Genomic DNA, 25,593 nt, shown 5'->3' with positions numbered 1-25,593 from the left:
CCGATTGACGATTGCGCAGGCGCCGCAAACCGGGCCACATCGACCGGGCGATCAACTCGGCCACAGCAGCAAGGATTCACCACTGGAAACGGCACAGGCCCGGGTCGGGCGTCCCTTCCCCGTCACCAACCGCTCGGTGCTCGCCATAGCGGTACCGATGACGCTCGCCTATCTGACCACGCCGCTGCTCGGCCTGACAGACACGGCCGTCGTCGGGCAGTTCGGCGACGCCGCGCTGCTCGGCGGGCTGGCCGCCGGCGCACTGGTGTTCGACGTCGTCTTCACGACCTTCAACTTCCTGCGCTCGGGCACGACCGGGCTGGTGGCGCAGGCTTTCGGGCGCGGCGACGCGATCGAGCAGCAGGCGGTGTTCTGGCGCGCGGTGCTGGTGGCGCTCGCCTGCGGCGTCGTTCTGGCCGCGCTCGCTCCCGTGCTCTCGCTTGCCGGCCAATGGTTCATCGCCGGCGGCCAGCGGGTGAGCGAGACGATGGACATCTATATCCGCATCCGCATGCTCGGCGCGCCGTTCTCGCTGATGAACTATGCCATCCTCGGCTACGTGCTGGGGCGCGGCGAAGGAGCATTGGGCCTGTTGCTCCAGATCGTGCTCAACGGCTGCAACATCGTCCTGTGCATCCTGCTCGGCCTGAAACTCGGCTGGGGGGTGCAAGGCGTGGCGTGGGCGACGATCTGCGGAGAGTGCGTCGCCATGCTGCTGGGGCTCGCCATCGTGCTGCGCCGCTTCCGCGCCGCCGCCCCGCTGCCGAAGGGGCGCGTGCTCGACGTGGCGGCGCTTCTGTCGATGCTGTCGCTCAACCGCGACATCATGATCCGGTCCTTCTCGCTGCTGGCGGCATTCGCCCTGTTCACGCGCCAGGGCGCGCAATTCGGAACGGTGACGCTGGCGGCCAATGCGGTTCTGATGAACTTCTTCTTCATCGCCGGCCACTTCCTCGACGGCTTCGCCACCGCCGCCGAGCAGTTGGCCGGGCGCGCCGTCGGCGCCCGTGCCGAACACTCCTTCCGCCGCGCGGTACGGCTGACGGTGACGTGGGGATTCGGTCTGGCAGGAACCGCGACGCTGGCTCTGCTGGATTTCGGGGACAGGCTGATCGCCATCATCACCACGGCGCAGGACGTGCGGGCACTCGCCGAGATTTATCTTCCCTGGACGGCGTTCACGGCGCTGTCGGGCGTGCTCGCCTTCGAGATGGACGGCGTCTTCATCGGCGCCACCTGGTCGCGCGACATGCGCAACATGATGCTGCTTTCCTTCCTCGTCTTCGTGGCCGTGCTGGCGACCCTGACGCCGGTCCTCGGCAATACCGGCCTTTGGATAGCGCTGCATGTCTTCCTGCTGACGCGCGGGTTCAGCCTTCTGGCGATGCTGCCGGGGCGGACGCGGACGGCATTCTGAGGTCTACAGCGGCCGCGACGCCCAGTCGGAGAGGCGGGTGTCGCGCAGGCCGGCGATCGCGGCCACGCCCTCGCGCGCGACGATCGCCGACAGGCCGCGCACGATGCGTCCCGGCAGCGACGGGCCGGCGTAGATCATGCCGGTATAGAGCTGCACCAGATCGGCACCGGCGCGGATCTTCTCGGCCGCCGCCTCGGCCGTATCGACGCCGCCGACGCCGATAAGGGCAACCTGCGGACCGAGCAGGCGACGCATCCGGGCCAGCACCATCGTCGAGCGCTCGAACAGGGGGAGGCCCGAGAGTCCGCCGGCTTCGCCCGTATGGGCTTCGGACGTCAGTGCCGGCCGGGCGATCGTGGTGTTGGAGACGACGACGCCGTCCACGCGCTTGGCCTGGACTTCCGCAGCGATGTCCTCGATCTCGGCCTCGACGAGATCCGGCGCGATCTTGAGGAAGACCGGCGGCCGGGCGGCCGCGCGCTCGCGGGCGGCCATCACGCGCTCCAGCAATTCAGCCAGTTGCGCGCGGGCCTGCATGTTGCGCAGGCCGGGCGTGTTGGGCGAGGAGATGTTGACGGTGAGGTAGGACGCCAGAGGCGCGAAGCAGGTGACGCCCTTCTCATAGTCGGCGAAGCGGTCGGCGCTGTCCTTGTTGGCGCCGATGTTGACGCCGACGATACCGCCCCTGCCCTTGCGCGCCTCGAGCCGCCGCGCCGCCGCGTCGTGGCCCTCGTTGTTGAAGCCGAGGCGGTTGATGACGGCCTCGTCCCCGGTCAGGCGGAAGATGCGCGGCTTCGGGTTGCCGGCCTGCTGCAGCGGCGTGATCGTGCCGACCTCGGCGAAGCCGAAGCCCAGGCGAAGCAGCGCGTCGGGCACCTCTGCGTTCTTGTCGTAGCCCGCCGCCATCCCGAGCGGATTGGCGAAAGCGAGCCCGGCCACGCTCACGGCGAGCTTCGGATCGCGCCTCGCAGGCGAGGCGAGCGGCACGCCGCAGGCCAGCGCCCGGATCGACAGCCCGTGCGCCGTCTCCGGGTCGAGCGCGAATAGCGCCTTGCGGCCGAGCCGGTCGAGCAGCGTCATGCGTCCTCCAGCGGCGGGAAGACGTGGCGGCCGTCGCCGCCGAGCGGCAGCGGACGCACCCACGCCACTGCATCGAGCGCCAGGTCGCCGTAAAGGTGCGGAAACAGCGCGCCGCCGCGCGACGGCTCGTATTTCAGCGCCGGTCCGAGACGCGCCTCGTCCACCGCCACGAGCAGAAGGCCGTGCTGGCCGGCGAAGTGGCGGTCGGCGGTTTCGCGGACCTGCGCGGCGGTCGAGAAATGAATGAAGCCATCCGCGGCATCCACCGGGGCGCCGGTGAAGCGGCCTGCGGCTTCGGCCTCGCGCCAGAGCGCTTCGGGGACTATCTTGTAGATCAGACGGGACATGGCCGGGCTATAGAGCCTACGCGCGGCCTCGAAAAGGGCAAAGCGGGATTGCTCCCCATTTCCGGCGCAATGCGACCGCATGGTGACGGCAACAAACGGCGGCAGGAGAGAGACGATGTATGCGAAAGGCCTGATTGCTTCGGCAGCACTTGTCCTGGCCACCGGTGCTGTCCACGCCGAGCAGGCGGAGCGTTACCGGCTCGAAAAATCGGCAGATGGTTTCGTGCGCATGGACACGCAGACGGGCGCCATGTCGATCTGCGAGCAGAAGGACGCGCAACTGGTCTGCCGGGTGGCGGCGGACGAGCGCTCGGCCTTCCAGGACGAAATCGAACGGCTGCAGGGTCAGGTCAAGGCGCTCGACCAGCGGGTGACGAAGCTCGAGAACTCGCTCTCCGCCAAACTGGAGTCCAGTCTTCCCAGCGAGGAGGATTTCAACAGGACGATGGGCTACATGGAGCGCTTCTTCCGCTCCTTCATGGGCATGGTCAAGGAAATGCAGAAGGACGAACCCGCCCCGCAGAAGACCTGAAACGGTCCATTTGCGCCGCCGCAAGCTGTTGGAAACGACCGCGAACAGTCTTTGCCGCTTGAAAAGCCGGGCCGGGATCGCATAATCGCCTCGACAATCCCCAGCACAATGGGGAGGTGGGGAGAATCTTCTTGGCGGAAGGGTACAGCTTCGTCATCGCCGACGACCATCCGCTCTTCAGGGGCGCGCTGCGCGAGGCGCTTGCCGGGATAGGCAATGTCTCGGCGATCCATGAGGCGGGCGACTTCGACAGCGCGAAGGCGCTGGTGCTCGCCAACGAGGACATCGATCTGGTCATGCTCGACCTGTCGATGCCGGGCGCGAGCGGCCTGTCTGGGCTGATCTCGCTGCGCGGCATCCACCCGACCGTGCCGCTGGTGGTGATCTCGGCGCATGACGACGCCGTCACCATAAGGCGCGCCTTCGACCTCGGCGCCTCCGGCTTCATCTCCAAATCGGCCAGCATGGAAGCGATCCGCGAGGCGGTGCAGTCGGTGCTGGCCGGCGACATCGCCGCGCCCGTCGGCGTCGATCTCGGCGTCGAGCGCGACCCAGAGATATCCGACCTGATCAAACGCCTGAAGACGCTGACCCCGCAGCAGACGCGGGTGCTCGGCATGCTGGCGGAAGGGCTGTTGAACAAGCAGATCGCCTACGAGCTCGGCGTCTCGGAGGCGACCATCAAGGCGCATGTCTCGGCCATCCTGCAAAAGCTCGGCGTCGACAGCCGTACCCAGGCCGTCATCCAGCTCGCCAAGATCGGCGGCGACCCGCTGGCAATTCCCGACTGATCATTCGGCCGCCGAAGCGAACGGCCTGACGCGGGCCATCATCGAGCGCAGCACGGCGGGCTTCACCGGCTTGTTGACGATCGGCACGTCCAGCCGCGCAGCGGCGGCGCGCACCTCGGTCGAGCGGTCGGCGGTGATGAGGACGGCCGGCGTTTCCCGCCCGCACAGGTGGCGCAGCCTGGCGATCGCATCGAGGCCGGTCTCGCCGTCCAGATGGTAGTCGGCGAGAATGACTTCGGGAGCGGGCTGGCGGGACGCCTCGTCGTCGATCGCACGCATTCCCGAATAGGTCGCGACATTGCAGCCCCAGCCCTCGAGCAGAAGGCGCATCCCCTCCAGGATGCGCTGGTCGTTGTCGATGCAGGCGACGTTCAAGCCGTCCAGCGTCGCCGCAAACCGGCCGCCCTGCCCCGGCCTGGCGTCCCGGTCGGTGGCTTCGGCGACCGCGACCGGCATGATCACGGAGAAGCGCGTTCCCTTTCCCGGCAGCGAATGGATCTGGATTTCCAGGCGCAGGACCCGCGCGATGCGATCGACGATGGAGAGGCCGAGGCCCAGCCCCTCGGCCTCGCGGGCGCCTTCCTCCAGGCGGGTGAATTCGCGGAAGACCGTGCTCAGCTTCTCGCCGGCAATGCCGATGCCGGTGTCGAAGACCTGTATTTCGACCAGATCCCCGCGCCGCCGCGCCCCGACGAGGATGCGCCCGTGACGGGTATATTTGATGGCGTTCGAGACCAGGTTCTGGATCAGGCGGCGCAGCAGGTTGCGATCGGTCCTGACGGTAAGAGACGAGCCGACGATCCTGAGGTCGAGCCGCTTTTCCGCGGCCAGCGGGCGAAAGTCGTTGCCGATCTGGCGCAGCAGTTCGTCGAGCCGGAAGGCAACCTCCTCGGGCTTCATGGCGCCGGCATCGAGGCGGGAAATGTCGAGGACCGCGCCCAAAATGGTCTCGACCGATTCCAGCGCCGATTCGATGTTGGCGGCGGCCTGGCCCGTCGGTCCGGTGCCCGCCTTCTCGATCAGCGAGGCGCAATAGAGGCGCGCCGCGTTGAGCGGCTGAAGAATGTCGTGGCCAGCGGCCGCGAGGAAGCGCGTCTTGCCGAGATTGGCCTCTTCGGCCAGCGCCTGCGCCTGCGCCAGTTCCTCGTTGAGGCGCGTCAGCTCGGCCGTGCGGCGGCGCACCCTCTGCTCCAGCGTCTCGTTGGCCCGCTTCAGGGCAAGGTCCGCCTCGACGCTGGAGGATATGTCGGCATAGGTGGCGACCATCCCCCCGTCCGGCATCGGATTGGAGCGCAGTTCCAGCGTGCGGCCGCTGGTCGCCAGCTCCATCTGCCACGGTCCCGCAAAGGCCGTCAGCCGATCCAGCATCGACATTCGGCTCGCCGGCGCGATATCACCGCGCGCGGCAAGGAAATCGAGGATCTGGTCGAGCGACACGCCGACCTGTCCCATATGGTCGGGCAGATCGAATAGGGTGCGGTACTGCCGGTTCCAGCAGATCAGCCTGAGATCGCGATCGAAGACGGTAATGCCCTGCTCCATCTGGTCGAGCGCCGTCTGCAGCAGGTCGCGATTGTGCTGAAGCGCCTCCGTCGCATCGTCGAGGAGCCGGAACGCATCCTTGGAATCGCGGTCGTTGCGGCGAAAAAGCAGCGACAGCACCAGCCGTGCCGACGAGGAGCCGACGGCGCTGGCCAGCAATTGCTCGGAAAAGCGGACGACCTCCATGCTGGCCTGCGCGTTGCCCTGCAATACCTCGCCCCTCTCCTTTTCGAATGACTGGAAGGAGCGCTCTGTCCGCTCCATGCCGAGATAGCGCGCGATGGTGTCCTTGAGATCGTTGACGGTGACGGTGGTGCGGAAGCGGCGCAGATTTGGCATCGGCCCCGGCTCGCGCGGCACGAACAGCGCCGCCTGGATGCGCTCCAGCGGCACGGACGCGCGCGAGAGCGAGCCCAGCACAAAGAAGATCGCGTTGAGGGCGAGGCTCCAGAAAACGCCGTGGTTGAGCGGCTCGGCGGCGGTGCCGAACAGGGCCTGCGGCCTGAGCGCCTCGATGCCGAAAAGCCCGTGCTGCACGATCGCGTTATCGGGCGAGGCGAGCGAAGGCAGAAGCAGCGTGTAGCCCCAGACGAGGATGCCGACGGCCATGCCGAGCGTCGCCCCGCGGCCATTGGCGCCGCGCCAGACAAGTCCGCCGATCAGCGCCGGGGCGAACTGGGCGATGGCTGCGAACGACATCAGGCCGATGGCGGACAGGCGGGCGTTGTTGGTGCTTTCGCGATAATAGAGGAAGGCGATGAACAGGATGACGACGATGGCCGCGCGGCGGACATTGAGGATCAGCGCCGACCAGTCCTCGTTCTCGACACGCTGGCTCTTCTGCAACCGGCGCAGGAAAAGCGGGATGACGAGGTCGTTCGAGATCATGATGGCGAGCGCGACGCTTTCCACGATGACCATGGCGGTGGCGGCCGACAGACCGCCGATAAAGGCGATCATGGCGAGAAGATCGTGACCGTGCAGCAAAGGCAGCGAGAGCACGTAGAGATCGCTGCTGGTGCCCGTGCCGACGCGGGCGAGGCCGGCAAGCGCGATCGGCAGGACGAAGAGGTTGATGGCGACCAGATAGAGCGGAAACACCCAGGTGGCTGTCCTGAGCTCGGATTCGGAGCGGTTCTCGACCACGGTGACGTGGAACTGGCGCGGCAGCATCAATATGGCGAAGCCGCTGAGCGCGGTCAGCACCAGCCAGCTCGCCGGAGAGGTCCGATAATAGATGGCCTGGCGGACCTGCTCATTGGAGCCGAGGCGTTCGACCATCCCGGCCGGGCCGCCGAACACCATGAAGGTGATGATGAGGCCGATGGCCAGGAAGGCCGCGAGCTTGACGACCGATTCCACCGCGACCGCCAGCACGAGCCCGTCCTGGTGCTCGGTCGCGTCGGCGTGACGGGTGCCGAACAGAACGGCGAACATCGCCAGCAGCGCGGCGACGACCAGCGAAATGTCGCTGACCACCGGGTCGAAGGTCGGTGGCGCGCCGGTGTAGTGTTCGATCATCAGGCTGACGGAATCCGAGATCGCCTTGAGCTGCAGGGCGATGTAGGGGACCATGCCGACGGTGGCGATCAGCGTGGCCGTCGCGGCGACGATGAAGCTCTTGCCGTAGCGCGCAGCCAGAAAATCGGCCACCGACGTGATCTTCTCCGCCTTGGCCAGCCGGATGATGCGCCTGAGCAGCGGAAAGCCGAACAGGAACACCAGGATCGGCCCGGTGTAGATGCCGAGGAACTCGAAACCGCGTTCCGACGAAACGCCGACGGAGCCGAAGAAGGTCCAGGACGTGCAATAGATGGCGAGGCTCAGCGCGTAGATCAGCGGGCGCGCGCGCCCTGGTCCCGACTTGTGCGACCAGCGGTCGCCAAAGCTCGCGACGACGAACAGAAACGTCACATAGGCGATCGCTATGATGACGATGAACCAGCCCTGCACTTCGCCAAACCTCCAGCGGCCGTCTCCTCGCCGGCCGCCTGAGGCAAGCACAGGCGGACTGGCCTGTCCATTGCGACCTTGGGCGTGTGTCGTCTTCTGCAACCCGTCTGTGCCATGTTCCGGCGGTGGCAGACGCCGGCAACACTAGCGCAATGAAATCAAACGGGGACCTCCGTTTTCCCGTAGTCAGCCCGGCCGTTTTTGCTATGTTGCGCCGTGTTGGCGTCGAGCGGCGCGCAAACGGAGCGGCGGCCAAGCCGTCATGGCAAGGAGGGACGAATGCTTAAAGAGTTCCAGGAATTTATTTCCAGAGGCAACGTCATGGACCTGGCGGTCGGTGTGATCATCGGCGCCGCCTTCGGAAAGATCGTCGACTCGCTGGTCAACGACATCATCATGCCGATCGTCGGCGCGATCTTCGGCGGACTGGATTTCAACAACTACTTCTTCGGCCTTTCGTCGGCCGTCACGGCGACGACGCTGGCCGAAGCCAAGAAGCAGGGTGCCGTCTTCGCCTATGGCAGCTTCGTCACCGTCGTGATCAATTTCCTGATCCTGGCCTGGATCATCTTCCTCATGGTCAAGGCCGTGAACAATGTCCGCCGCCGCCTGGAGCGCGAAAAGCCCGCTCCGGACGCAGCGCCCCCGCCCCCGGAGGTCGAGCTGCTGACCGAGATCCGCGACCTGCTTTCCAAGCGCGCCTGATCGCGAAAACCATTCAACTGGACCAAGACCCCGGCCCCTCGCGGCCGGGGTTTTTCGTTGCGGACAATGGTAGAGCGGTTCGACACAGGACAGGTCACCAGATGCGATTGATCGACACGCTTCGCAACGAGGCACGGCTGGCGCCGGAAAGCGGCATCGTCGAGGTCATGAACCACGGCCGGGACCGGCCGGACCTCATTCCGCTGTGGGCGGGCGAAGGCGACCTGCGGACACCTGCCTTCATCAGCGACGCCGCGGCGCAAGCGCTCGCCGCCGGCGAGACCTTCTACACATGGCAGAAGGGGTTGCCGGAACTCAGAGAGGCGCTGGCGCGCTATTACCACCGCCATTTCGGCAAGGTGTTCGATCCGGAGGAATTCATCGTCACGGGTTCGGGCATGCACGCCATCAAGCTCGCGATCGAGGCGCTCGCCGGCATGGGCGACGAGGTCGTCTACCTGTCGCCGGCATGGCCGAATTTCGCCGCGGCCGCCGGCGTTTCCGGCGCGACGCCGGTGCCGGTCAGGCTGGACCATTCCTCCAACGGATGGATGTGCGACATGGACAGGCTGGCCGCCGCCGTCACGCCGCGGACGCGGGCGCTGTTCATCAACACGCCTTCCAACCCGACCGGCTGGACCGCCGACCATGCGACGCTGCGCTCCATCCTGGAACTGGCCCGCAAGAACGGGCTGTGGATCGTCGCGGACGAGATCTATTCGATGTTTTACTATGGCGGCGGCCGGGCGCCCTCTTTCCTGGATGTCGCCGATGCCGAAGACCGGATTCTCTTCGTCAATTCCTTCTCCAAGAACTGGGCCATGACCGGCTGGCGGATCGGCTGGATCCGGACCCATCCTTCATTGCAGCAGATGTTCGAGAACCTCATCCAGTATTCCAATTCCGGCGTCGCGCAGTTCATGCAGCGCGGCGCCGTCGCCGCCCTCGACCAGGGCGACGATTTCGTGGCCGAACAGGTGGAACGGGCGCGCCAGGCTCGCGACATCGTGGGCGCCGCCCTGAAAGGGACCGGACGCGCCGTCTTCAGCCTGCCGCAAGGCGCCTTCTATCAGTTCTTCGCCATCGACGGCCTGCCGGACGCGCGCAAGGCGGCGTTCGAGATCGTCGACCATGCCAATGTCGGGCTGGCGCCAGGCACCGCTTTCGGGCCGGGCGGCGAAGGCTTTCTCAGGCTATGTTTCCACCGTCGCCTCGACCAGGTCGACGAGGCGATGAACCGTCTGGCAGGCTGGATCAGCAACTTGCAGAAAAAAGGTCAATAATGTTGACATTTTTTCCTTGTCCTTTTTCCGAAACGGCGCTTTAGTCGTCGGCCATCGCGAACAGGAACCGACCGCAAGCCGATAAGGGTCGGGTGGGAGTAGACGCATGGCAACGCTAGCATTCGAGACGATCCCGCACGGGAATCCGACACCGGCGGACAAACGCGCCGCACTGATGGCCGATCCGGGTTTCGGCAAGGTGTTCTCCGACCATATGGTGACGATCCGCTGGACGCCGGACAAGGGTTGGCACGAAGCTCAGGTGCGCGCCCGCGAGCCGTTCCGGATCGATCCCGCCGCGGCCGTGCTGCATTACGCGCAGGAGATCTTCGAGGGCATGAAGGCCTATCGCCTGCCAGAGGGCGGTTTCAGCCTGTTCCGTCCCGAGGAGAACGCGCGTCGCCTCAACGCCTCGGCGGAGCGCATGGCGATGCCCGAAGTGCCGGAAGAGTTGTTCCTCGCGGCGATCGAGGAACTCGTCAAGGCCGACGCCGACTGGGTGCCGGGCGGCGAGGGCAGCTTCTACCTGCGCCCCTTCATGTTCGCCAGCGAGGCTTTCCTCGGCGTGCGGCCGGCCAGCGAATATATCTTCTGCGTCATCGGCTGCCCGGTCGGCGCCTATTTCAAGGGCGGCTTCAAGACGGTGTCGGTCTGGATCTCGGAAGAGTACACCCGCGCAGCCCCCGGCGGCACCGGCGCGGCTAAATGCGGCGGCAATTATGCCGCCAGCCTTTCCGCCACCAAGGAAGCCTTCGCCAATGGCTGCGACCAAGTGGTCTTCCTCGACGCGGTCGAGCGCAAGTGGATCGACGAGCTGGGCGGCATGAACGTGTTCTTCGTCATGGACGACAACACCATCGTCACGCCGAAGCTCGGCACCATCCTTCCCGGCATCACCCGCGCCTCGGTGATCCGGCTGGCGGAGGAGGCGGGCTATACGGTAAAGGAAGAACTCTATTCCTTCGATCAATGGCAGGCCGACGCCCGCTCGGGACGGATGCGCGAGGCCTTCGCCTGCGGCACGGCTGCGGTCATCGCGGGCATCGGCACGGTCAAATACCGCGGCGGCGAATTCGCCATCGGCAATTCCGGCGACGGCGAGACGACCACGCAACTGCGCGCCAAGCTCACGGGCATCCAGCGCGGAACGGCCCCGGACGCATATAGCTGGACTCGGAAGGTGCAGGCCTGACGGCGTTGACAATTGTCATGACAATGTCGGGCGACGATGGTATGGTCTCGCGAGGAGACTCGCTATGACCATACGCGCCACCCGCTCTGAAAAGCTGGACATAAGATTGACGGCCGAAGCCAAGCGCATCCTCGCTTCCGCCGCAGCCGCGCAACGTCGTTCGATCAGCGACTTCGTGCTGGAAAGCGCCCTGAGCCGTGCCGAGGATGCTCTGGCGGATCGTCGGCGGTTCGGCCTCGATGCGGAACGGTGGGAAGCCTTCATGGCGGCGCTCGATGCACCGCCGCGCGACCTGCCGCGGCTGAAGCGCCTGCTCGACGAACCGGGCGTTTTCGCCGAAAAATCGCGCGGGTGAACGGGCTTCACGTAGAAAAACTGGCGCGCTCGCATGCAGTCGAGACATTCGATTGCGGCGATGGAAACCTCAACCGCTTCCTGTCGCGCTTTGCCTGGCAGAACCAGCAGGCGAACGCCTCACAAACTTATCTGGGGCTGGCGGACGGCAGGGTCACGGGATTTTATACGCTGGCCGTCGGCGAGATCGCCTATGACGGCGCGCCGGAGCGCCTGACCAAGGGCATGGCCCGCCATCCCGTCCCGGTCATGCTCTTGGCGCGCCTCGGCGTCGATGTCGGCTGGCAGGGCAAGGGCGTCGGCGCCGGCCTGTTGCGCGACGCTATCCTGCGCACCTTGCAGGCGGCTGACATTGCCGGTATCCGGGCTTTTGTCGTCCACGCCAAGGACGATACGGCCGCGCGCTTCTACCGGCATTTCGGCTTTGCCGATTCGCCCAGCGACCCGCTTCACCTCTATGTGCTGATAAAGGATCTGCGGAAGCCGTAGGGCCTTTATCCGCCGCTCGCCGGCGCCACGAGCGGGATAACCCGCTCGGTGCGGGTGACCGGCGTTTGCTCCTTGGCCTTGTAGGGAATGCCGAGCGCATTCCAGGTCTCGACCAGCGCGGCCTGCAGCTCGACGATGAGCTGGTCGCTGTGGAACGGCGTCGGCGTGATGCGCAGGCGCTCCGTGCCGCGCGGCACCGTCGGATAGTTGATCGGCTGGATGTAGATGCCATGCACCCCGAGCAGGCGGTCGCTGGCCATCTTGCACAGTTCCGGATCGCCGACGAGGACCGGCACGATATGGGTCGGCGTTTCCATCACCGGCAGGCCGGCCTCCGCGAGCACCTTCTTGGTCGCCGCGGCCTGGCGCTGCTGGGCGTCGCGCTCGGCCTGCGAGGTCTTGAGATGGCGGATCGCGGCGGTTGCGGCGGCGGCGATCGCCGGCGGCAGGGCGGTGGTGAAGATGAAGCCCGGCGCATAGGAGCGCACGGCGTCGATGACGCTGCGCTTGCCGGTGATGTACCCGCCCAGCGTACCGAAGGCCTTGGCCAGCGTGCCCTCTATGATGTCGATGCGGTCGGCCAGCCCCTCGCGCTCAGTGATGCCGCCGCCGTGCGGGCCGTACATGCCCACAGCATGGACCTCGTCGATATAGGTCATGGCGTTGTATTTCTCGGCGAGGTCGGCGATGGCCGCGATCGGCGCGATGTCGCCGTCCATCGAATAGACGCTCTCGAACACGACCAGCTTGGCGCGCTCGCGGCCCGCCGCCTGCAGGATGCTTTCCAGATGCGCCACGTCGTTGTGCCGGAAGATCTTCTTCTCGGCGCCGGAGCGGCGCACGCCTTCGATCATCGAGGCGTGGTTGAGCTCGTCGGAAATTATCAGGCAGTTGGGCAGAAGCCGAGCGATGGTCGAGATCGACGCCTCGTTGGAGACGAAGCCGGAGGTGAAGACGAGGCCGGCCTCCTTGCCGTGCAGGCCGGCCAGTTCATCCTCCAGCTCGACCAGCGGATGGTTGGTGCCGGAAATGTTGCGCGTGCCGCCCGCTCCCGAGCCCATGCCACCGGCCGCCTGCTGCATGGCGGCGATGACGTCCGGGTGCTGGCCCATGCCGAGATAGTCGTTGGAGCACCAGACGGTGATTTCCTCGGTGCGGCCGTTGGCGCGCCAGACGGCGCGCGGAAAGCGGCCGGCAATGCGTTCGAGGTCGGCGAAGACGCGGTAGCGGCGCTCGGCATGGAGCTGATCGATCGCGTCCTCGAAAAATCGCTGGTAGTTCATCCGTGTCTTCCCAAGTCCGGGGCGGATCATAATCACCGCACCATCGAGCGTCCATTGCTCGCCATCGGTCAAAATGCCACGCCCGCCGCGCCGTATAAAAAGCCCGGCCGGCAAATTGCCGCCTTGATCTCGATCAACTGTGTTTCAGGAGGAACTCCTGCCGGCATGTCGTCTCTACCATGCCTTCTTAATGGTTTTTGGCTAAGGCTGCATCGCGCTCCGGCTTGATACAGTTTTCGACGCTTGAGGGGATAATCATGACGGTCCTGGTAACGGGCGGCGCCGGCTACATCGGCAGCCACATGGTCTGGGAACTGCTCGACGCCGGCGAGCAGGTGGTGGTGCTCGACCGGCTCTCGACCGGATTCGACTGGGCCGTTGCGCCGGAAGCCAGTCTGGTGGTCGGAGACGTGGCCGACCGCGAGCTGGTGGCGGAGATCATCCGCGACCACGGTGTCGACGCCATCATCCACTTCGCCGGCTCGATCGTGGTGCCCGAATCCGTCGCCGATCCCCTCGCCTACTACGAGAACAACACGGCCAAGACCCGGACCCTGATCGAGACCGCCGTGAAGGCCGGCGTGGGAAACTTCATCTTCTCCTCGACCGCAGCCGTCTATGGCGGCGCCGGCATGGAGCCGGTGCGCGAGGACGCGCGGCTGGCGCCCGAATCTCCCTATGGCCTGTCCAAGCTGATGAGCGAATGGATGCTGCGCGACGCGGCGGCCGCCTACGGCCTGCGCTATACGGCGCTGCGCTATTTCAACGTCGCCGGCGCCGATCCGCGCGGCCGCACTGGCCAGTCCACGCCGGGCGCCACCCATCTCATCAAGGTGGCCTGCGAAACGGCACTCGGCAAGCGGCCGTTCATGCAGGTCTTCGGCACCGACTACGAGACGCCCGACGGCACCTGTGTCCGCGATTACATCCATGTCAGCGACCTCGTCGCGGCGCATCGGCTGGCCTTGCTGAGGCTGCGCGCCGGCGGCGACAGCATGGTCGCCAATTGCGGCTACAGCCACGGCTATTCGGTGCTGGAGGTGATCGAGGCGGTGCAGCGCGCCTTCGGTCACGATTTCGACGTGCGCACGAGCGCCCGACGGCCGGGCGACGCGGCGGCGATCGTCGCCAATTCCGACCTCGCCCGCCGCGAGCTCGGCTGGACGCCCGACCGCGACGATCTCGACCTGATCGTCCAGGACGCACTGAACTGGGAGCGCATCCTAACGGGCAAGAACTCCTCGCACGGCTGACGCCTATTCCGCTGGACCAAGGCCGGACGCTCGAAAGCCGGCGCCATGCGCGCTATTGAGGACGACGCAGCGGATCGGGAGAGGGCGGAATGAAAATCACGGTACTGGGCGCCGGCGTGGTGGGGACCGCCGCGGCGGCCTATCTGGCCAAGGACGGCCACGAGGTCACCGTCCTCGAACGCCACGACACCGCCGCGCGCGGCACAAGCTACTGCAACGCGGGCCTGGTCTCGCCTGGCGACGCGACCGCCTGGGCCTCGCCGGCGGCGCTCAGGACATTCCTGCGCGGCATCTTCAACCACGACCTCGGCATCCGGGTCAAACTGCGCGCCGACCCGTTCTTCTATCTCTGGAGCCTGCGCTTCCTGCGCGAGTGCACGACAACGCGGCTGCGCGCCAACACGCTGCCGAAGCTCAGGCTCGCGCTCTATGCGCGCGACTGCATCAACGCGCTGTCGGCCGAGGCGGGTATCTCCTACGACCAGCGCAGCAAAGGCATCCTCTATTTCTTCCGCTCGCAGGAAAGCTTCGACCAGGGCAGCGTCAACTACCGCTTCCTCGGCGAGCACGGGCTGCCGATCGAGATCGTCGACGGCAGGCGGGCCGCCGAGATCGAGCCGGCGCTGGCCGGCATCAGCGACAGGATCGCCGGCGCGGTCTATTCGCCCGTCGACCAGACCGGCGACTCGCGCCAGTTCACCGAAGCGCTGGTAGCCTGGGCGACGGAGAAACTCGGCGTCACCTTCCGCTTCGGGACGACGATCGAGGGTCTCGACATCGACGGCGACCGGGTGGTTGCCGTGCGCACCTCCGCCGGTCCGCTGACGGGGGATGCCGTGGTGCTGTCGATGGGGCCGGAAAGCGGCGTGTTCGGCCGCCGCTACGGCATAGACCTGCCGGTCTATCCGGTGAAAGGCTACGCTGCGACGATCCCGCTCGACGATCCGTCGAAAGGCCCGACCATGGGCGGCGCGGACGAGGACAAGCTCATCGGCTATTCGCGCCTCGGCGACCGTCTGCGCATTTCCTCGACCGCCGAGTTCACTGGCTTCGACCGCACCCACAAGCCGTCCAACTTCGCTTCCATGCTGCGCACGGCACATGAGCTTTTCCCCGGCGCCTTCGACGAAAAGAAGGCCGAATTCTGGGCAGGCCTCAGGCCGATGATGCCGAGTTCGGTGCCGGTGATCGGCCGCGCCCGCTACCGCAATCTCTATCTCAACACCGGCCACGGCCATCTCGGCTGGACCACCTCCTGCGGATCGGGGAAACTGGTCGCCGACCTGATCGCCGGGCGCGAGCCGGAATTCGATACGCAAGGGTTGATTTATCGGCAGTAGACAGTCGGCAATCGGCAGTTGGAACCAGGGCCGACACCCTGCTTCGTGCCCTGCACGCCCAACTCGACTGCCGACTGCCGATTACCGACTGCCATACCCTGGCCTCCGGTCTTCGACATCCTGGCCGTGGACATGCCGCCCCTGCTGCGCTTTCCTTTCCAAGGGGCAAAGCAGGAGAACGCTCATGACCATGACGCGCCGCATGCTGATTGCGATCGGCCTGGCCTTCGTCCTTCCCCTCTCATCACCCGAAGCGGCGTTCGCCGCCTCGCCCGCGCCGGTCGAAGGCCGGCACGGCATGGTCGTCACCGCGCAGCATCTGGCCTCCGAGATCGGCGTCGACGTGCTGAAGAAGGGCGGCAACGCCGTGGACGCGGCCGTCGCCGTCGGCTACGCGCTGGCCGTCGCCTACCCGAACGCCGGCAATATCGGCGGCGGCGGGTTCATGACCATCCGCTTCAAGGACGGGCGCTCAACCTTCCTCGATTTCCGCGAGCGCGCGCCGCTGGCCGCGACCAAAACGATGTATCTCGACAAGGACGGCAACCCGGTCAAGGGCGCCAGCCTGGACGGCTATCTCGCCGTCGGCGTGCCGGGCTCGGTGGCCGGCTTCGAGACGGCGCGCGCAAAATACGGCACGCTTTCGCGCCAGGACCTGATGGCGCCGGCGATCGCGCTGGCGAAGGACGGCTTCCTCCTCGATCAGGGCGATGCCGCAACATTCGCCAGAGGCGCGGAGCGGCTGGCAAAGGACCCGGAAGCGGCAAAAATATTCCTCAAGGCAGACGGCTCGCCCTACCGCTCGGGCGAGCGCCTGATGCAGCCCGACCTCGCCGCGACGCTGACCGCAATTTCCGACAATGGGCCGGACGGCTTCTACAAGGGCCAGGCGGCCGAGGCGATCGCTGCCGCCAGTCAGAAGGGCGGCGGCATCCTGTCGAAGGACGATTTCGCGCAATACAAGGTGCGCGAGCTGAAGCCCGTGACCTGCTCCTATCGCGGCTACGAGATCATCTCCTCGCCGCCGCCAAGTTCGGGCGGGGTCATCATCTGCGAGATCCTCAACGTGCTCGAAGGCTATCCGCTGGGCTATCTCGGCGCCGGCTCGGCCGATACGGTGCATGTGATGGCTGAAGCCATGCGCTATGCCTATGTCGACCGCAATTCGGCGCTCGGCGATCCGGACTTCGTCGACAACCCGGTCTCCAAACTGCTCGACAAAGGCTATGCGGCCGAAATCCGGGCGAAGATCGACCCGTATCGCGCCGGGGTCTCGAAGGACCTCATGCCGGAGGGCTTCGGCGAGCATATGGAGACGACGCATTATTCGATCATCGACGACGAGGGCAACGCGGTCGCCGTGACCTATACGCTGAACGGCTCGTTCGGCGCCGGCGTCGTCGCGCCGGGAACGGGCGTGCTCCTCAACAACGAGATGGACGATTTCACGCAGAAGCCCGGCGTGCCGAACCTCTACGGGCTGGTTCAGGGCGAGGCGAACGCCATCCAGCCGAAGAAGACGCCGCTCTCGTCGATGAGCCCGACGGTGGTGGCGAAGGACGGCAAGCCGTTCATGGTCATCGGCAGTCCCGGCGGCTCGCGCATCATCACCATCACGCTGGAGGCGATCGTCAATGTCATCGATCACGGCATGGACATCCAGGAGGCCATAGACGCGCCGCGCATCCACCATCAATGGCTGCCCGACACGCTCTCTATCGAGCCGCACGGCCTGTCGCCCGACACGCTGAAGATGCTTGCCGGCATGGGCTATCACCTCGACGTGGCCGAGGAAGGCAAGACCTGGGGACAGGCGGCCGGCATCCTGGTCGGGGGGAAAAGCCTCGGCGAGATCGAAGCGGGCGGCGGCGCGCGCTACAACGGCGCGATGGACAGCCGCTCCGGCTCCGGCGAGGCGCTCGGCTACTGAGGCGAAAGGGCCGGTGTCCGGTTATCGGCCCGGCCGGACACCCAGGCGCGCCGTCTATTTCGAATGTCTCAGGATCGCGTAGAGCGCGCGCGGATTGGTGGTCAGGTAGCGCCAGAACAGCCGCCTGGGCTCCAGCAGCGTGCGCCACAGCCATTCGAAGCCGGCGCGCTGCATCCAGCCGGGAGCGCGCGAATTCTTGCCCGACAGGAAATTGAACAGGCCGCCGGACGTCTTGATGAGGCCGACGTCGGGCAGGCGGTGAGCGAAATCCAGGACGAATTTCTGTTCGAGCGGCACGCCGAGACCAAGCCACAGGATATCGGGCGCGAGCCGATTGATCTCGTCCAGCTTGTCCTCCAGAAGGGCGCCGCCGAGATAACCGTGGCTGTGCCCGACGATGTTCAGGCGCGGATAGGCTTTGCGGACAGCGGCTACCGCCTTGCGGTTTTCCGTCTCGTCGGCGCCGAACATGTAGAAGGTGGAGCCGCTGCGTTCCGCCATGCGCGCGACGTCATGGAACAGGTCGGTCGTGGCGACGCGCTCCGGCAACGCCATGCGGCACAGGAACCGCGACGCCAGCACCAGCGGCTGCCCGTCGGCGAGGATCTGGTCCGCAGACGAGAAGAGCTTGGCGATGTTCTTGTCCATGTCGGCGCGGGCGATCACCTCGCCGTTGATGGAGGTGAAATAGAGCGGCCGCCCACGGCGTGCCGACGCTCCTTCGATGATGCTCCTGGCAGCGGCCTGCCGATCGAGCGCGGCGACCTTGAAGCCGCCGATTGTCACCGTGGGCGGCTCCTGACCGGCGCCGGAATCGACCGTTGCGTCGACCATCACGAGGCCCTCGTCACGAGGGCGGCCCCAAGCTTGAAGGCGGCCTTCGCGATATCGGCAGCGCCGGCTTGCGGACATGCGGAGCGGATGGCAGATGTATGGTTATAGCAGGAATTCATTTTGAACGATGCAAGCTCTGTTTGGCCGTTGTCTATGCCAAACGGGCCGCCTTGTTAAGCATCCGCCCTAACCAAAGGTTAATCAATCATATTTCGTTAAATTTGTATGCATTCTCCCTGTAATCCATACAGCTCAATGCTTCCGGAAAATTTCAGGAATGAAACAGGCCGTCGTGCCGAGTCTTGAAAAGGAACAGATTCCGTTTCGTATCGGGACGAAGATGGTTAACGCGCAAGGATCAATGCCGCCGCCTTTTCGGCGATCATCAGCGTGGGCGAATTGGTGTTTCCGGACGTGATCGTGGGCATGACGGAGGCATCGGCGACCCGCAGCCGTTCGATGCCACGCACGCGCAGTTGCGGATCCACGACCGATTCGGAATCGGCGCCCATGCGGCAGGTGCCGACGGGGTGGAAGATCGTGGTGCCGATCTCGCCGGCGGCACGCACCAGCTCGTCCTCGGTCTCATAGGCCGGACCCGGCTTGAATTCCTGCGGCTGATAAGGTTGCAGCGGCGCCTGCGCGACGATGCGGCGGGTCAGCCGGATGGACTCGGCCGCCACCGTGCGATCGGCCTCGGCGGCGAGGTAGTTCGGCCGGATCGCCGGCTGTTTGCGGAAATCATCAGACACCGCGTGGATCGAGCCGCGGCTTTGCGGCCTCAGATTGCAGACGCTGGCGGTGAAGGCCGGAAACGGATGAACCGGATCGCCGAACTTGTCGAGGCTGAGCGGCTGGACGTGGTATTGCAGGTTGGGCGTCTCGAATTCCGGCGAAGACCGCGTGAAGATGCCGAGCTGGCTCGGCGCCATCGCCATCGGCCCGGAGCGCTTCAGGAGGTACTCCAGCCCGATCGCCATCTTGCCGGTGAGCCGGCTCGCCTGCTCGTTCAGCGTGCGGATGCCCGACACCTTGTAGGCCAGCCGAAGCTGCAGATGGTCCTGCAGGTTCTCGCCGACCTGGCTGCGCTCGATCGCAACCGGGATGCCTGCCTTCTGCAGCGCCGCGCCCGGCCCGATGCCCGACAGCTCCAGCACATGCGGCGAGCCGACCGAGCCGGCGGCAAGGATGATTTCCCGGCGGGCGCGCACCGTCCGCCGCGCGCCGCCCTGCTCGAATTCGACGCCGCGCGCGGCGTTCTCCTCGATGACGATTCGGGCGACCTGCGCGCCGGTCGTCACCTTGAGGTTCCGCCGCCCGGCGACGGGGCGCAGAAAAGCCTTGGCGGAATTCACGCGCACGCCGTGGCGCTGGTTGACCTTGAAATAGGACGACCCTTCGTTGTCACCCCGGTTGAAGTCGTCGGTGCGCGGAATGCCGGCCGCTTCCGCCGCCGCCCGGAAGGCGTCGAGGATATCCCAATGCAGGCGCATCTCCTCCACCCGCCATTCGCCGCCCGCGCCGTGAAACTCGTCGGCGCCGGTGAAATAATCCTCCGACCTGCGGAAGAAGGGCAGCACGTCGTCCCAGCCCCAGCCGGCACAGCCCATCTGCCGCCACTGGTCGTAGTCGCGTGCCTGGCCGCGCATGTAGATCATGCCGTTGATGGACGAGCAGCCGCCCAGCACCTTGCCGCGTGGATAGGCGAGCGAACGACCGTTCAGCCCAGCCTCCTTCTCGGTGGAAAAACACCAGTCGGTGCGCGGATTGGAGATGCAGTAGAGATAGCCCACCGGGATATGGATCCAGTGGTAGTTGTCGCGCCCGCCGGCCTCGAGCAGGAGGACCGTGGTCCCCGGATCGGCCGACAGGCGATTGGCGAGCAGGCAACCGGCCGTGCCGGCGCCGACGATGATGTAGTCGAATTCTTCCATCGCCGTCCTGCCTTCAGCTTTTCGACCCGCCGAGGAGCCGGGCATAGATCTCACCGACGATGCCGCGGCGGAACAGGAGCACGCAGGCCATGAAGATGACGCCGGTGGCGATGGTGACGGGGAAGCCGGACGTGGCCAGCGTGTTCTGCAGGGTGACGATGAAGGCCGCGCCCACCATCGGCCCGACCATGGTGCCGATGCCGCCGAGCAGCGTCATCAGGATCACCTCGCCAGACATCTGCCAGGTGACGTCGGTCAGCGTCGCGAACTGGAAGACGATCGCCTTGGTAGCGCCCGCCAGCCCGGCAAGGGCGGCCGACATGACGAAGGCGGCGAGCTTGTAGTTGGCGATCGAATAGCCGAGCGAGATGGCGCGGTTCTCGTTCTCGCGGATCGAGCGCAGGATCATGCCGAAAGGCGAGTTGACGATGCGCCAGACGGCGAAAACGCCGATGAGGAATATGCCGAGCACCACATAATAGATGCCGAGCGGCCGGCTGAGGTCGATCAGGCCGAACAGGAAGCCGCGCGGCACGCCCTGGATGCCGTCCTCGCCGCGCGTGAACGGCGCCTGCACGCAGAAGAAGAAGAACATCTGCGCCAGCGCCAGCGTGATCATGGCGAAATAGATGCCCTGGCGGCGGATGGCGAAGAAGCCCATCACCAGCCCCAGCACCGCAGCACCGGCGGTGCCGAGCAGGATTCCGGCCTCCGGCGGCCAGCCCCAGACCTTGACGGCATGGGCGCAGAAATAGGCGGCCCCACCGAAGAAGGCGGCATGGCCGAAGGACAGCAGGCCGGTATAGCCGAGCAGCAGATTGAACGCGCAGGCGAACAGCGCGAAGCACATGATCTGCATCAGGAAGATCGGGTAGAGGAAGAAGGGGGCAGCGAGCAGCCCGACTATGCCGATCGCCACCAGCAGCCATTCCAGCCGCGCGATCGATTTCGCCTCGGTCGGCGTAGCGGTCAGGTCGGCCATGTCAGGCGTCCTTTCCGAACAGACCGGCGGGGCGCACCAGAAGCACGACCGCCATGATGACGAAGACGACGATATTGGACGCTTCCGGATAGAAGACCTTGGTGAGGCCCTCGGCGAGACCCAGCATATAGCCGGTGACGACGGCGCCGAGGATCGAGCCCATGCCGCCGACGACGACCACGGCGAAGACGACGATGATGAGGTCGGAGCCCATCAGCGGGCTGACTTGGTATACGGGAGCGGCGAGGATGCCGGCCAGCCCGGCAAGCGCGGAACCGAGCCCGTAGGTCAAGGTGAGCAGCACCGGCACGTTGATGCCGAAGGCCTGCACCAGCCTGGGGTTCTCGGTGGCGGCGCGCAGATAGGCGCCGAGCTTCGTCTTCTCGATGGCAAGCCAGGTGCCGAGGCAGATCACCAGGGAAGAAACGACCACCCAGCCGCGATAGTTGGGCAGGAACATGAAGCCGAGATTGGTGCCGCCCGCCAGCGCCGCCGGCGCCGCATAGGGCTGGCCGGAGACGCCGTAATAGTAGCGGAAGATGCCTTCGATCACGAGCGCAAGGCCGAAGGTGAACAGGAGGCCGTAGAGCGGGTCGAGATTGTAAAGCCTGGACAGCATGGTGCGCTCGATGACCATTCCGACCACGCCGACGACAAGCGGCGCGAGGATCAGCGCCGGCCAGTAGCCGATGTTCAGCCATTTGAGCAAAAGGAAGCCGACGAAGGCGCCGAACATATACTGCGCGCCATGCGCGAAGTTGATGATCTTGAGCATGCCGAAGATAACGGCCAACCCCAGGCTCAGCATGGCGTAGAAGGAGCCGTTGATGAGTCCGACGAGGAGTTGGCCGAGGAAGGCCTGGAGCGGGATTCCGAAGATCATCGTCATGGGCGGCTCGCTGGGACGGACTTGATGTTTCGGTATGCGAACCCCGTCGCGGATGGAATTACCCCCACCCCTAACCCCTCCCCACAAGGGGGAGGGGAATTCGCTGTCACCGCGCTCCGAGTCTCGTAAGCATCGACCGCGACGGCCGCAACGTAATCCCCCTCCCCCTTGCGGGGAGGGGATAGGGGTGGGGGTATAAGGACGAACATTTCCATCGCCTAAACCCCCAGCACGTCGCTCAGCAGCGCCATGTGATCGTCCAGTTCCGCGACCGGGAAGCCGGCGGTGATCTTGCCGTGTTCCATGAGGTAGAAGCGGTCGGCGATGCGGCGGGCGAAGCGGAAGTTCTGCTCGACCAGAAGGATGGTCATGCCACGCGCCTTGAGTTCAGCCAGCACTTCGCCGATGCGCTGCACGATCACCGGCGCCAGCCCTTCGGTCGGCTCGTCGAGCAAAAGCATCTTCACGCCGGTGCGGAGCATGCGCGCCATCGCCAGCATCTGCTGTTCGCCGCCGGACAGCTTCGTGCCCTGGCTGTTGCGCCGCGCCTTCAGGTTGGGGAACAGCGTGAAAATCTCGTCCAGGCTCATGCCGCCGGGCGCCACCACCGGCGGGAGGTGCAGGTTCTCCTCCACCGACAGGGTGGAGAAGATGCCGCGCTCCTCCGGCACGAAGCCGATGCCGGCGCGCGCGACATGATGCAGCGGCATGCGCATCAGGTCGCGCCCGTCGAAGCTGGCCGTGCCGGTGCGCTTGCGGATCAGCCCCATGACCGCGCGCAGCGTCGTCGTCTTGCCGACGCCGTTGCGGCCGAGCAGGGTGACGGTCTCGCCCGGGAAGACGTCGAGGTCGACACCGTGCAGGGCATGGCCTTCGCCGTACCAGGCGTTGAGGGCGCGGAGCGACAGCAGCGGCTCAGTCATCCTCCGTCCCCATATAGGCGACCCTGACGCGCTCGTCCGTGCTGACCGTCGCATAGTCGCCGGCTGCGAGGATCTTGCCGGCTTGAAGCACGGTGATCCAGTCGCAGAGTTCCGACACGACATCGAGATTGTGCTCGACCATCAGGATGGCGCGGTCGGCGGCGAGCGAGCGGATGATGCCGGATACCACCGCAACGTCCTCATGGCCCATGCCGGCCATTGGTTCGTCGAGCAGCAAAACCTTGGGGTCGAGCGCCAGCGTCGTGGCGATCTCGAGAACGCGCTTGCGGCCGTAGGACAGGTCGCCCGCGAGCCGGTGGCGCGCCTCTGCGAGACCGACCGTCTCCAGAAGTTCGAGCGCGCGCGGGGTCAGCGCATCCAGCGCCCCGGCAGGCCGCCAGAACTGTGTGGCCAGTCCGTTCGGCCGCTGCAAGGCGACGCGCACATTGTCGAGCACCGAAAGGTGCGGGAAGATCGCCGAGATCTGGAACGACCGCACCAACCCCATGCGCGCCACCTTGGCCGGCGGCGTGCGGGTGATGTCCTGGCCGAGCAGTTCGATCCTGCCGCCGCTGGGCGGCAGGAATTTCGTCAACAGGTTGAAGACCGTGGTCTTGCCGGCGCCGTTGGGGCCGATCAGGGCGTGGATCCTGCCGTGATGCACGTCGAGATCGACGCCGCCGACGGCGACGAAGCCGGCGAACTCCTTGTGCAGACCGCGGGCGGACAACACCACCCGCGCGTCCTGATCGCTCTTCTCAGGCGCCGCGGCCACGGCTGCCGCCGCCGTCACTTGGCGGCGGAGAGCGGACAGCCGCTTTTGTCGGCCGGCAGGAAGGCTTCGTTGCCGGGAATGGTGGCGAGATAGGTGTAGTAGTCCCAGTCCTTCTTGCTCTCTTCCGGCTTCTTGACCTGGAACAGGTACATGTCGTGCACCATGTTGCCGTCGGCCTGCACCTTGCCGTTGTCGGTGAAGACGTCGTTCACCGGCATTTCATGCAACTGCTTGGCCACGGCTTCCGTCTCGTCGGTGCCGGCCTTGTCGATCGCCTTCAGATATTGCAGCACGGCGGAATAGGTGCCGGCCTGGATCATGTTCGGCATGCGGTTGGTGCGCTTGAAGAAACGTTCGGCGAATTCGCGGTTTTTGTCGTTCTGGTCCCAGTACCAGCCTTCGGTCAGCACCACGCCCTGCGCAGCCTGGAGGCCGAGGCCGTGCACCTCGGCCAGCGTGAACAGCAGCGCTGCGAGGCGCTGACCGCCCGAGACGATGCCGAAATCGGCCGCCTGCTTGATCGAGTTGGAGGTGTCGAGGCCGGCATTGGCGAGGCCGACGATCTTGGCGCCGGACGACTGCGCCTGCAGAAGGAAGGACGAATAGTCGGTGGCGCCGAGCGGATAGCGCACCGAGCCCAGTACCTTGCCGCCCTTCTCCTTGACGAAATCGGAGGTCTGCTCTTCCAGCGAATGGCCGAAGGCGTAGTCGACGGTGATGAAGTACCAGCTGTCGCCGCCCTGCTTGACCAGCGCGCCGCCGGTGCCGACGGCCTGCGAATGGGTGTCGTAGGCCCAATGGAAACCATAGGGCGAGCACGCCTTGCCGGTAAGGTCCGTGGTGGCCGCGCCGGTGACGATGTCGATCTTCTTCTTTTCCTGCGAGATGCCCTGGACTGCCAGCGCCACCGAAGAGGTGGTCAGTTCCATGATCGCGTCGACCTGCTCGGTGTCGTACCACTGGCGGGCGATGTTGGAGGCGATGTCGGGCTTGTTCTGGTGGTCGGCGTCGACGATCTCGATCGGCGCGCCCTGCACCTTGCCGCCGAAATCCTCGACCGCCATCTTGGCGGCCTCGACGGACCACTTGCCGCCGAAATCGGCATAGACACCGGACTGGTCGTTGAGAATGCCGATCTTGACCTTGCCGTCCGAAATCTCGGCGGCCGAAGCGGGGATCACGGTGGCGGCCAGCAGCGCGGCCGATACGAGGTGCAGCAGTTTCACGGTGGGTTCCTCCCTTATGTCCAGCCTGCCTGTGACCGCCGGCCGGACGTTGCGGCCATGACGCGGCCGATCGCCTTTTCTCCAGATCGCGGACCGCTCCTCCGCAGCCCTCCAGTGCAAAATCACACGATCATTGTGACGTGGAAATACGCACTTAGTCGAAGCCTAACATCGCGCGGATGGCGCGAGAACAGTTATTTTTGTACAAGTTCCGTACAGAAACGCACAGATGCGCGACAAGCGGTGAGGGGAGGAACGTACGACATGGCGGCCCACAGATCTGACGACACCCCCACCCCTGACCCCTCCCCGCAAGGGGGAGGAGGACAAGGGCGCGGCAGCTTCCCCTCCCCCTTGTGGGGAGCGACTGTCTTGGAAATCAAGTTGGTTGCCACGGCTTTTGGTCCCGGATGATGGCGTTGAGGATGGTGAGGAGCTTTCGGGCGACGGCGATGATGGCCACCATTTTCGGCTTTCCGGCCATGACCAGCCTGTCGCGGAAGGCTTTGAGGACGGGGTTGCGCCTGGCGGCGACGAGG

The 25,593-nt window shown here is 65.8% G+C and carries 22 protein-coding genes and 1 pseudogene; 11 read left to right on the top strand and 12 right to left on the bottom strand.

What is annotated here, in order from left to right; all coding sequences use genetic code 11:
• Nucleotides 1-82: 82 nt before the first annotated feature.
• Nucleotides 83-1,417: an MATE family efflux transporter gene (locus ABMA46_RS20715; protein ID WP_349001911.1), complete on the top strand. Its 1,335-nt coding sequence runs from the start codon at nt 83-85 to the stop codon at nt 1,415-1,417.
• 3 nt (nt 1,418-1,420) lie between these two features.
• On the opposite strand, the gene ABMA46_RS20710 is transcribed toward ABMA46_RS20715, so the two are convergent.
• Nucleotides 1,421-2,497 (bottom strand): quinone-dependent dihydroorotate dehydrogenase, encoded by a 1,077-nt coding sequence (locus ABMA46_RS20710; protein ID WP_349001900.1) that lies wholly within the window; start codon nt 2,495-2,497, stop codon nt 1,421-1,423.
• On the bottom strand, nt 2,494-2,844 hold the full coding sequence (locus ABMA46_RS20705) for a DUF952 domain-containing protein (protein WP_349001899.1): 351 nt from the start codon (nt 2,842-2,844) through the stop codon (nt 2,494-2,496). The genes ABMA46_RS20710 and ABMA46_RS20705 overlap by 4 nt, the downstream gene beginning before the upstream one ends.
• 115 nt (nt 2,845-2,959) lie before the next feature.
• Here ABMA46_RS20705 and ABMA46_RS20700 point away from each other — a divergent pair, with 115 nt between their 5' ends.
• Both ABMA46_RS20700 and ABMA46_RS20695 read left to right on the top strand, forming a co-directional pair.
• Nucleotides 2,960-3,376, top strand: a complete 417-nt coding sequence (locus tag ABMA46_RS20700) for a hypothetical protein (protein WP_349001897.1) — start codon at nt 2,960-2,962, stop codon at nt 3,374-3,376.
• Nucleotides 3,377-3,507: 131 nt separating this feature from the next.
• Nucleotides 3,508-4,167 carry a response regulator transcription factor gene (locus ABMA46_RS20695; RefSeq protein ID WP_349001896.1) on the top strand — a complete coding sequence of 220 codons (660 nt, stop codon included), beginning with the start codon at nt 3,508-3,510 and terminating at the stop codon, nt 4,165-4,167.
• On the opposite strand, the gene ABMA46_RS20690 is transcribed toward ABMA46_RS20695, so the two are convergent.
• Nucleotides 4,168-7,662, bottom strand: coding sequence for a hybrid sensor histidine kinase/response regulator (locus ABMA46_RS20690; protein ID WP_349001895.1), 3,495 nt, complete (start codon nt 7,660-7,662; stop codon nt 4,168-4,170).
• A gap of 279 nt (nt 7,663-7,941) precedes the next feature.
• Here ABMA46_RS20690 and mscL point away from each other — a divergent pair, with 279 nt between their 5' ends.
• From mscL to ABMA46_RS20665, 5 genes are all read left to right on the top strand, one after another.
• Complete coding sequence (gene mscL, locus ABMA46_RS20685; protein WP_349001894.1) at nt 7,942-8,367, top strand: large conductance mechanosensitive channel protein MscL; 426 nt, start codon at nt 7,942-7,944, stop codon at nt 8,365-8,367.
• Between the two features lie 101 nt (nt 8,368-8,468).
• Nucleotides 8,469-9,650, top strand: coding sequence for a pyridoxal phosphate-dependent aminotransferase (locus ABMA46_RS20680; protein WP_349001893.1), 1,182 nt, complete (start codon nt 8,469-8,471; stop codon nt 9,648-9,650).
• A gap of 106 nt (nt 9,651-9,756) precedes the next feature.
• Nucleotides 9,757-10,842 (top strand): branched-chain amino acid aminotransferase, encoded by a 1,086-nt coding sequence (locus ABMA46_RS20675; RefSeq protein WP_349001892.1) that lies wholly within the window; start codon nt 9,757-9,759, stop codon nt 10,840-10,842.
• 64 nt (nt 10,843-10,906) lie between these two features.
• Entirely contained in the window at nt 10,907-11,197 is a 291-nt protein-coding gene (locus tag ABMA46_RS20670; protein WP_349001891.1) for a type II toxin-antitoxin system TacA family antitoxin, read from the top strand.
• Nucleotides 11,194-11,685: a GNAT family N-acetyltransferase gene (locus tag ABMA46_RS20665; RefSeq protein ID WP_349001890.1), complete on the top strand. Its 492-nt coding sequence runs from the start codon at nt 11,194-11,196 to the stop codon at nt 11,683-11,685. Before ABMA46_RS20670 ends, ABMA46_RS20665 begins: the two co-directional genes overlap by 4 nt.
• Before the next feature lie 5 nt (nt 11,686-11,690).
• Here the strand turns inward: ABMA46_RS20665 and hemA are convergent, their stop codons facing one another.
• Nucleotides 11,691-12,968, bottom strand: a complete 1,278-nt coding sequence (gene hemA / locus ABMA46_RS20660) for a 5-aminolevulinate synthase (RefSeq protein WP_349001889.1) — start codon at nt 12,966-12,968, stop codon at nt 11,691-11,693.
• Nucleotides 12,969-13,225: 257 nt separating this feature from the next.
• Here hemA and galE point away from each other — a divergent pair, with 257 nt between their 5' ends.
• The 3 genes from galE to ggt all read left to right on the top strand — a co-directional run bounded on the left by galE (nt 13,226) and on the right by ggt (nt 17,491).
• Entirely contained in the window at nt 13,226-14,221 is a 996-nt protein-coding gene (galE, locus tag ABMA46_RS20655) for a UDP-glucose 4-epimerase GalE (protein ID WP_349001888.1), read from the top strand.
• A gap of 89 nt (nt 14,222-14,310) precedes the next feature.
• Nucleotides 14,311-15,561: a D-amino acid dehydrogenase gene (locus ABMA46_RS20650; protein ID WP_349001887.1), complete on the top strand. Its 1,251-nt coding sequence runs from the start codon at nt 14,311-14,313 to the stop codon at nt 15,559-15,561.
• Nucleotides 15,562-15,745: 184 nt separating this feature from the next.
• Nucleotides 15,746-17,491 (top strand): gamma-glutamyltransferase, encoded by a 1,746-nt coding sequence (gene ggt / locus ABMA46_RS20645; RefSeq protein ID WP_349001886.1) that lies wholly within the window; start codon nt 15,746-15,748, stop codon nt 17,489-17,491.
• A gap of 54 nt (nt 17,492-17,545) precedes the next feature.
• Here the strand turns inward: ggt and ABMA46_RS20640 are convergent, their stop codons facing one another.
• The 8 genes and pseudogenes from ABMA46_RS20640 to ABMA46_RS20605 all read right to left on the bottom strand — a co-directional run.
• Nucleotides 17,546-18,325 (bottom strand): WecB/TagA/CpsF family glycosyltransferase, encoded by a 780-nt coding sequence (locus tag ABMA46_RS20640; protein ID WP_349001910.1) that lies wholly within the window; start codon nt 18,323-18,325, stop codon nt 17,546-17,548.
• Between the two features lie 344 nt (nt 18,326-18,669).
• Nucleotides 18,670-20,259: a GMC family oxidoreductase gene (locus ABMA46_RS20635; RefSeq protein ID WP_349001885.1), complete on the bottom strand. Its 1,590-nt coding sequence runs from the start codon at nt 20,257-20,259 to the stop codon at nt 18,670-18,672.
• A gap of 13 nt (nt 20,260-20,272) precedes the next feature.
• The gene (locus ABMA46_RS20630) at nt 20,273-21,241 is read right to left on the bottom strand and encodes a branched-chain amino acid ABC transporter permease (protein ID WP_349001884.1); all 969 of its coding nucleotides are present in this window, start codon (nt 21,239-21,241) and stop codon (nt 20,273-20,275) included.
• Between the two features lies 1 nt (nt 21,242).
• Entirely contained in the window at nt 21,243-22,130 is an 888-nt protein-coding gene (locus ABMA46_RS20625) for a branched-chain amino acid ABC transporter permease (protein ID WP_349001883.1), read from the bottom strand.
• 218 nt (nt 22,131-22,348) lie between these two features.
• A complete protein-coding gene (locus ABMA46_RS20620) occupies nt 22,349-23,053 on the bottom strand; it encodes an ABC transporter ATP-binding protein (protein ID WP_349001882.1) in 705 nt (234 codons plus the stop codon).
• Nucleotides 23,046-23,828, bottom strand: a complete 783-nt coding sequence (locus ABMA46_RS20615; RefSeq protein ID WP_349001881.1) for an ABC transporter ATP-binding protein — start codon at nt 23,826-23,828, stop codon at nt 23,046-23,048. Before ABMA46_RS20615 ends, ABMA46_RS20620 begins: the two co-directional genes overlap by 8 nt.
• 14 nt (nt 23,829-23,842) lie before the next feature.
• Nucleotides 23,843-25,054 carry an ABC transporter substrate-binding protein gene (locus ABMA46_RS20610; RefSeq protein WP_349001880.1) on the bottom strand — a complete coding sequence of 404 codons (1,212 nt, stop codon included), beginning with the start codon at nt 25,052-25,054 and terminating at the stop codon, nt 23,843-23,845.
• Nucleotides 25,055-25,433: 379 nt separating this feature from the next.
• A pseudogene (locus tag ABMA46_RS20605) lies at nt 25,434-25,593 on the bottom strand (IS110 family transposase); the annotation flags it as partial.

This window comes from Mesorhizobium hunchu, assembly GCF_040081975.1.
GTDB lineage: Bacteria > Pseudomonadota > Alphaproteobacteria > Rhizobiales > Rhizobiaceae > Mesorhizobium > Mesorhizobium hunchu.
This window is presented reverse-complemented; position numbering and strand designations above follow the sequence as displayed.

What these genes read in the sequence shown, in the direction of transcription:
- ABMA46_RS20710 (WP_349001900.1), bottom strand. Translation starts at nt 2,497, where the DNA reads ATGACGCTGCTCGACCGGCTCGGCCGCAAGGCGCTATTCGCGCTCGAC.
- ABMA46_RS20705 (WP_349001899.1), bottom strand. Translation starts at nt 2,844, where the DNA reads ATGTCCCGTCTGATCTACAAGATAGTCCCCGAAGCGCTCTGGCGCGAG.
- ABMA46_RS20700 (WP_349001897.1), top strand. Translation starts at nt 2,960, where the DNA reads ATGTATGCGAAAGGCCTGATTGCTTCGGCAGCACTTGTCCTGGCCACC.
- mscL (WP_349001894.1), top strand. Translation starts at nt 7,942, where the DNA reads ATGCTTAAAGAGTTCCAGGAATTTATTTCCAGAGGCAACGTCATGGAC.
- ABMA46_RS20680 (WP_349001893.1), top strand. Translation starts at nt 8,469, where the DNA reads ATGCGATTGATCGACACGCTTCGCAACGAGGCACGGCTGGCGCCGGAA.
- ABMA46_RS20675 (WP_349001892.1), top strand. Translation starts at nt 9,757, where the DNA reads ATGGCAACGCTAGCATTCGAGACGATCCCGCACGGGAATCCGACACCG.
- ABMA46_RS20670 (WP_349001891.1), top strand. Translation starts at nt 10,907, where the DNA reads ATGACCATACGCGCCACCCGCTCTGAAAAGCTGGACATAAGATTGACG.
- hemA (WP_349001889.1), bottom strand. Translation starts at nt 12,968, where the DNA reads ATGAACTACCAGCGATTTTTCGAGGACGCGATCGATCAGCTCCATGCC.
- galE (WP_349001888.1), top strand. Translation starts at nt 13,226, where the DNA reads ATGACGGTCCTGGTAACGGGCGGCGCCGGCTACATCGGCAGCCACATG.
- ABMA46_RS20650 (WP_349001887.1), top strand. Translation starts at nt 14,311, where the DNA reads ATGAAAATCACGGTACTGGGCGCCGGCGTGGTGGGGACCGCCGCGGCG.
- ggt (WP_349001886.1), top strand. Translation starts at nt 15,746, where the DNA reads ATGACCATGACGCGCCGCATGCTGATTGCGATCGGCCTGGCCTTCGTC.
- ABMA46_RS20640 (WP_349001910.1), bottom strand. Translation starts at nt 18,325, where the DNA reads ATGGTCGACGCAACGGTCGATTCCGGCGCCGGTCAGGAGCCGCCCACG.
- ABMA46_RS20635 (WP_349001885.1), bottom strand. Translation starts at nt 20,259, where the DNA reads ATGGAAGAATTCGACTACATCATCGTCGGCGCCGGCACGGCCGGTTGC.
- ABMA46_RS20630 (WP_349001884.1), bottom strand. Translation starts at nt 21,241, where the DNA reads ATGGCCGACCTGACCGCTACGCCGACCGAGGCGAAATCGATCGCGCGG.
- ABMA46_RS20625 (WP_349001883.1), bottom strand. Translation starts at nt 22,130, where the DNA reads ATGACGATGATCTTCGGAATCCCGCTCCAGGCCTTCCTCGGCCAACTC.
- ABMA46_RS20620 (WP_349001882.1), bottom strand. Translation starts at nt 23,053, where the DNA reads ATGACTGAGCCGCTGCTGTCGCTCCGCGCCCTCAACGCCTGGTACGGC.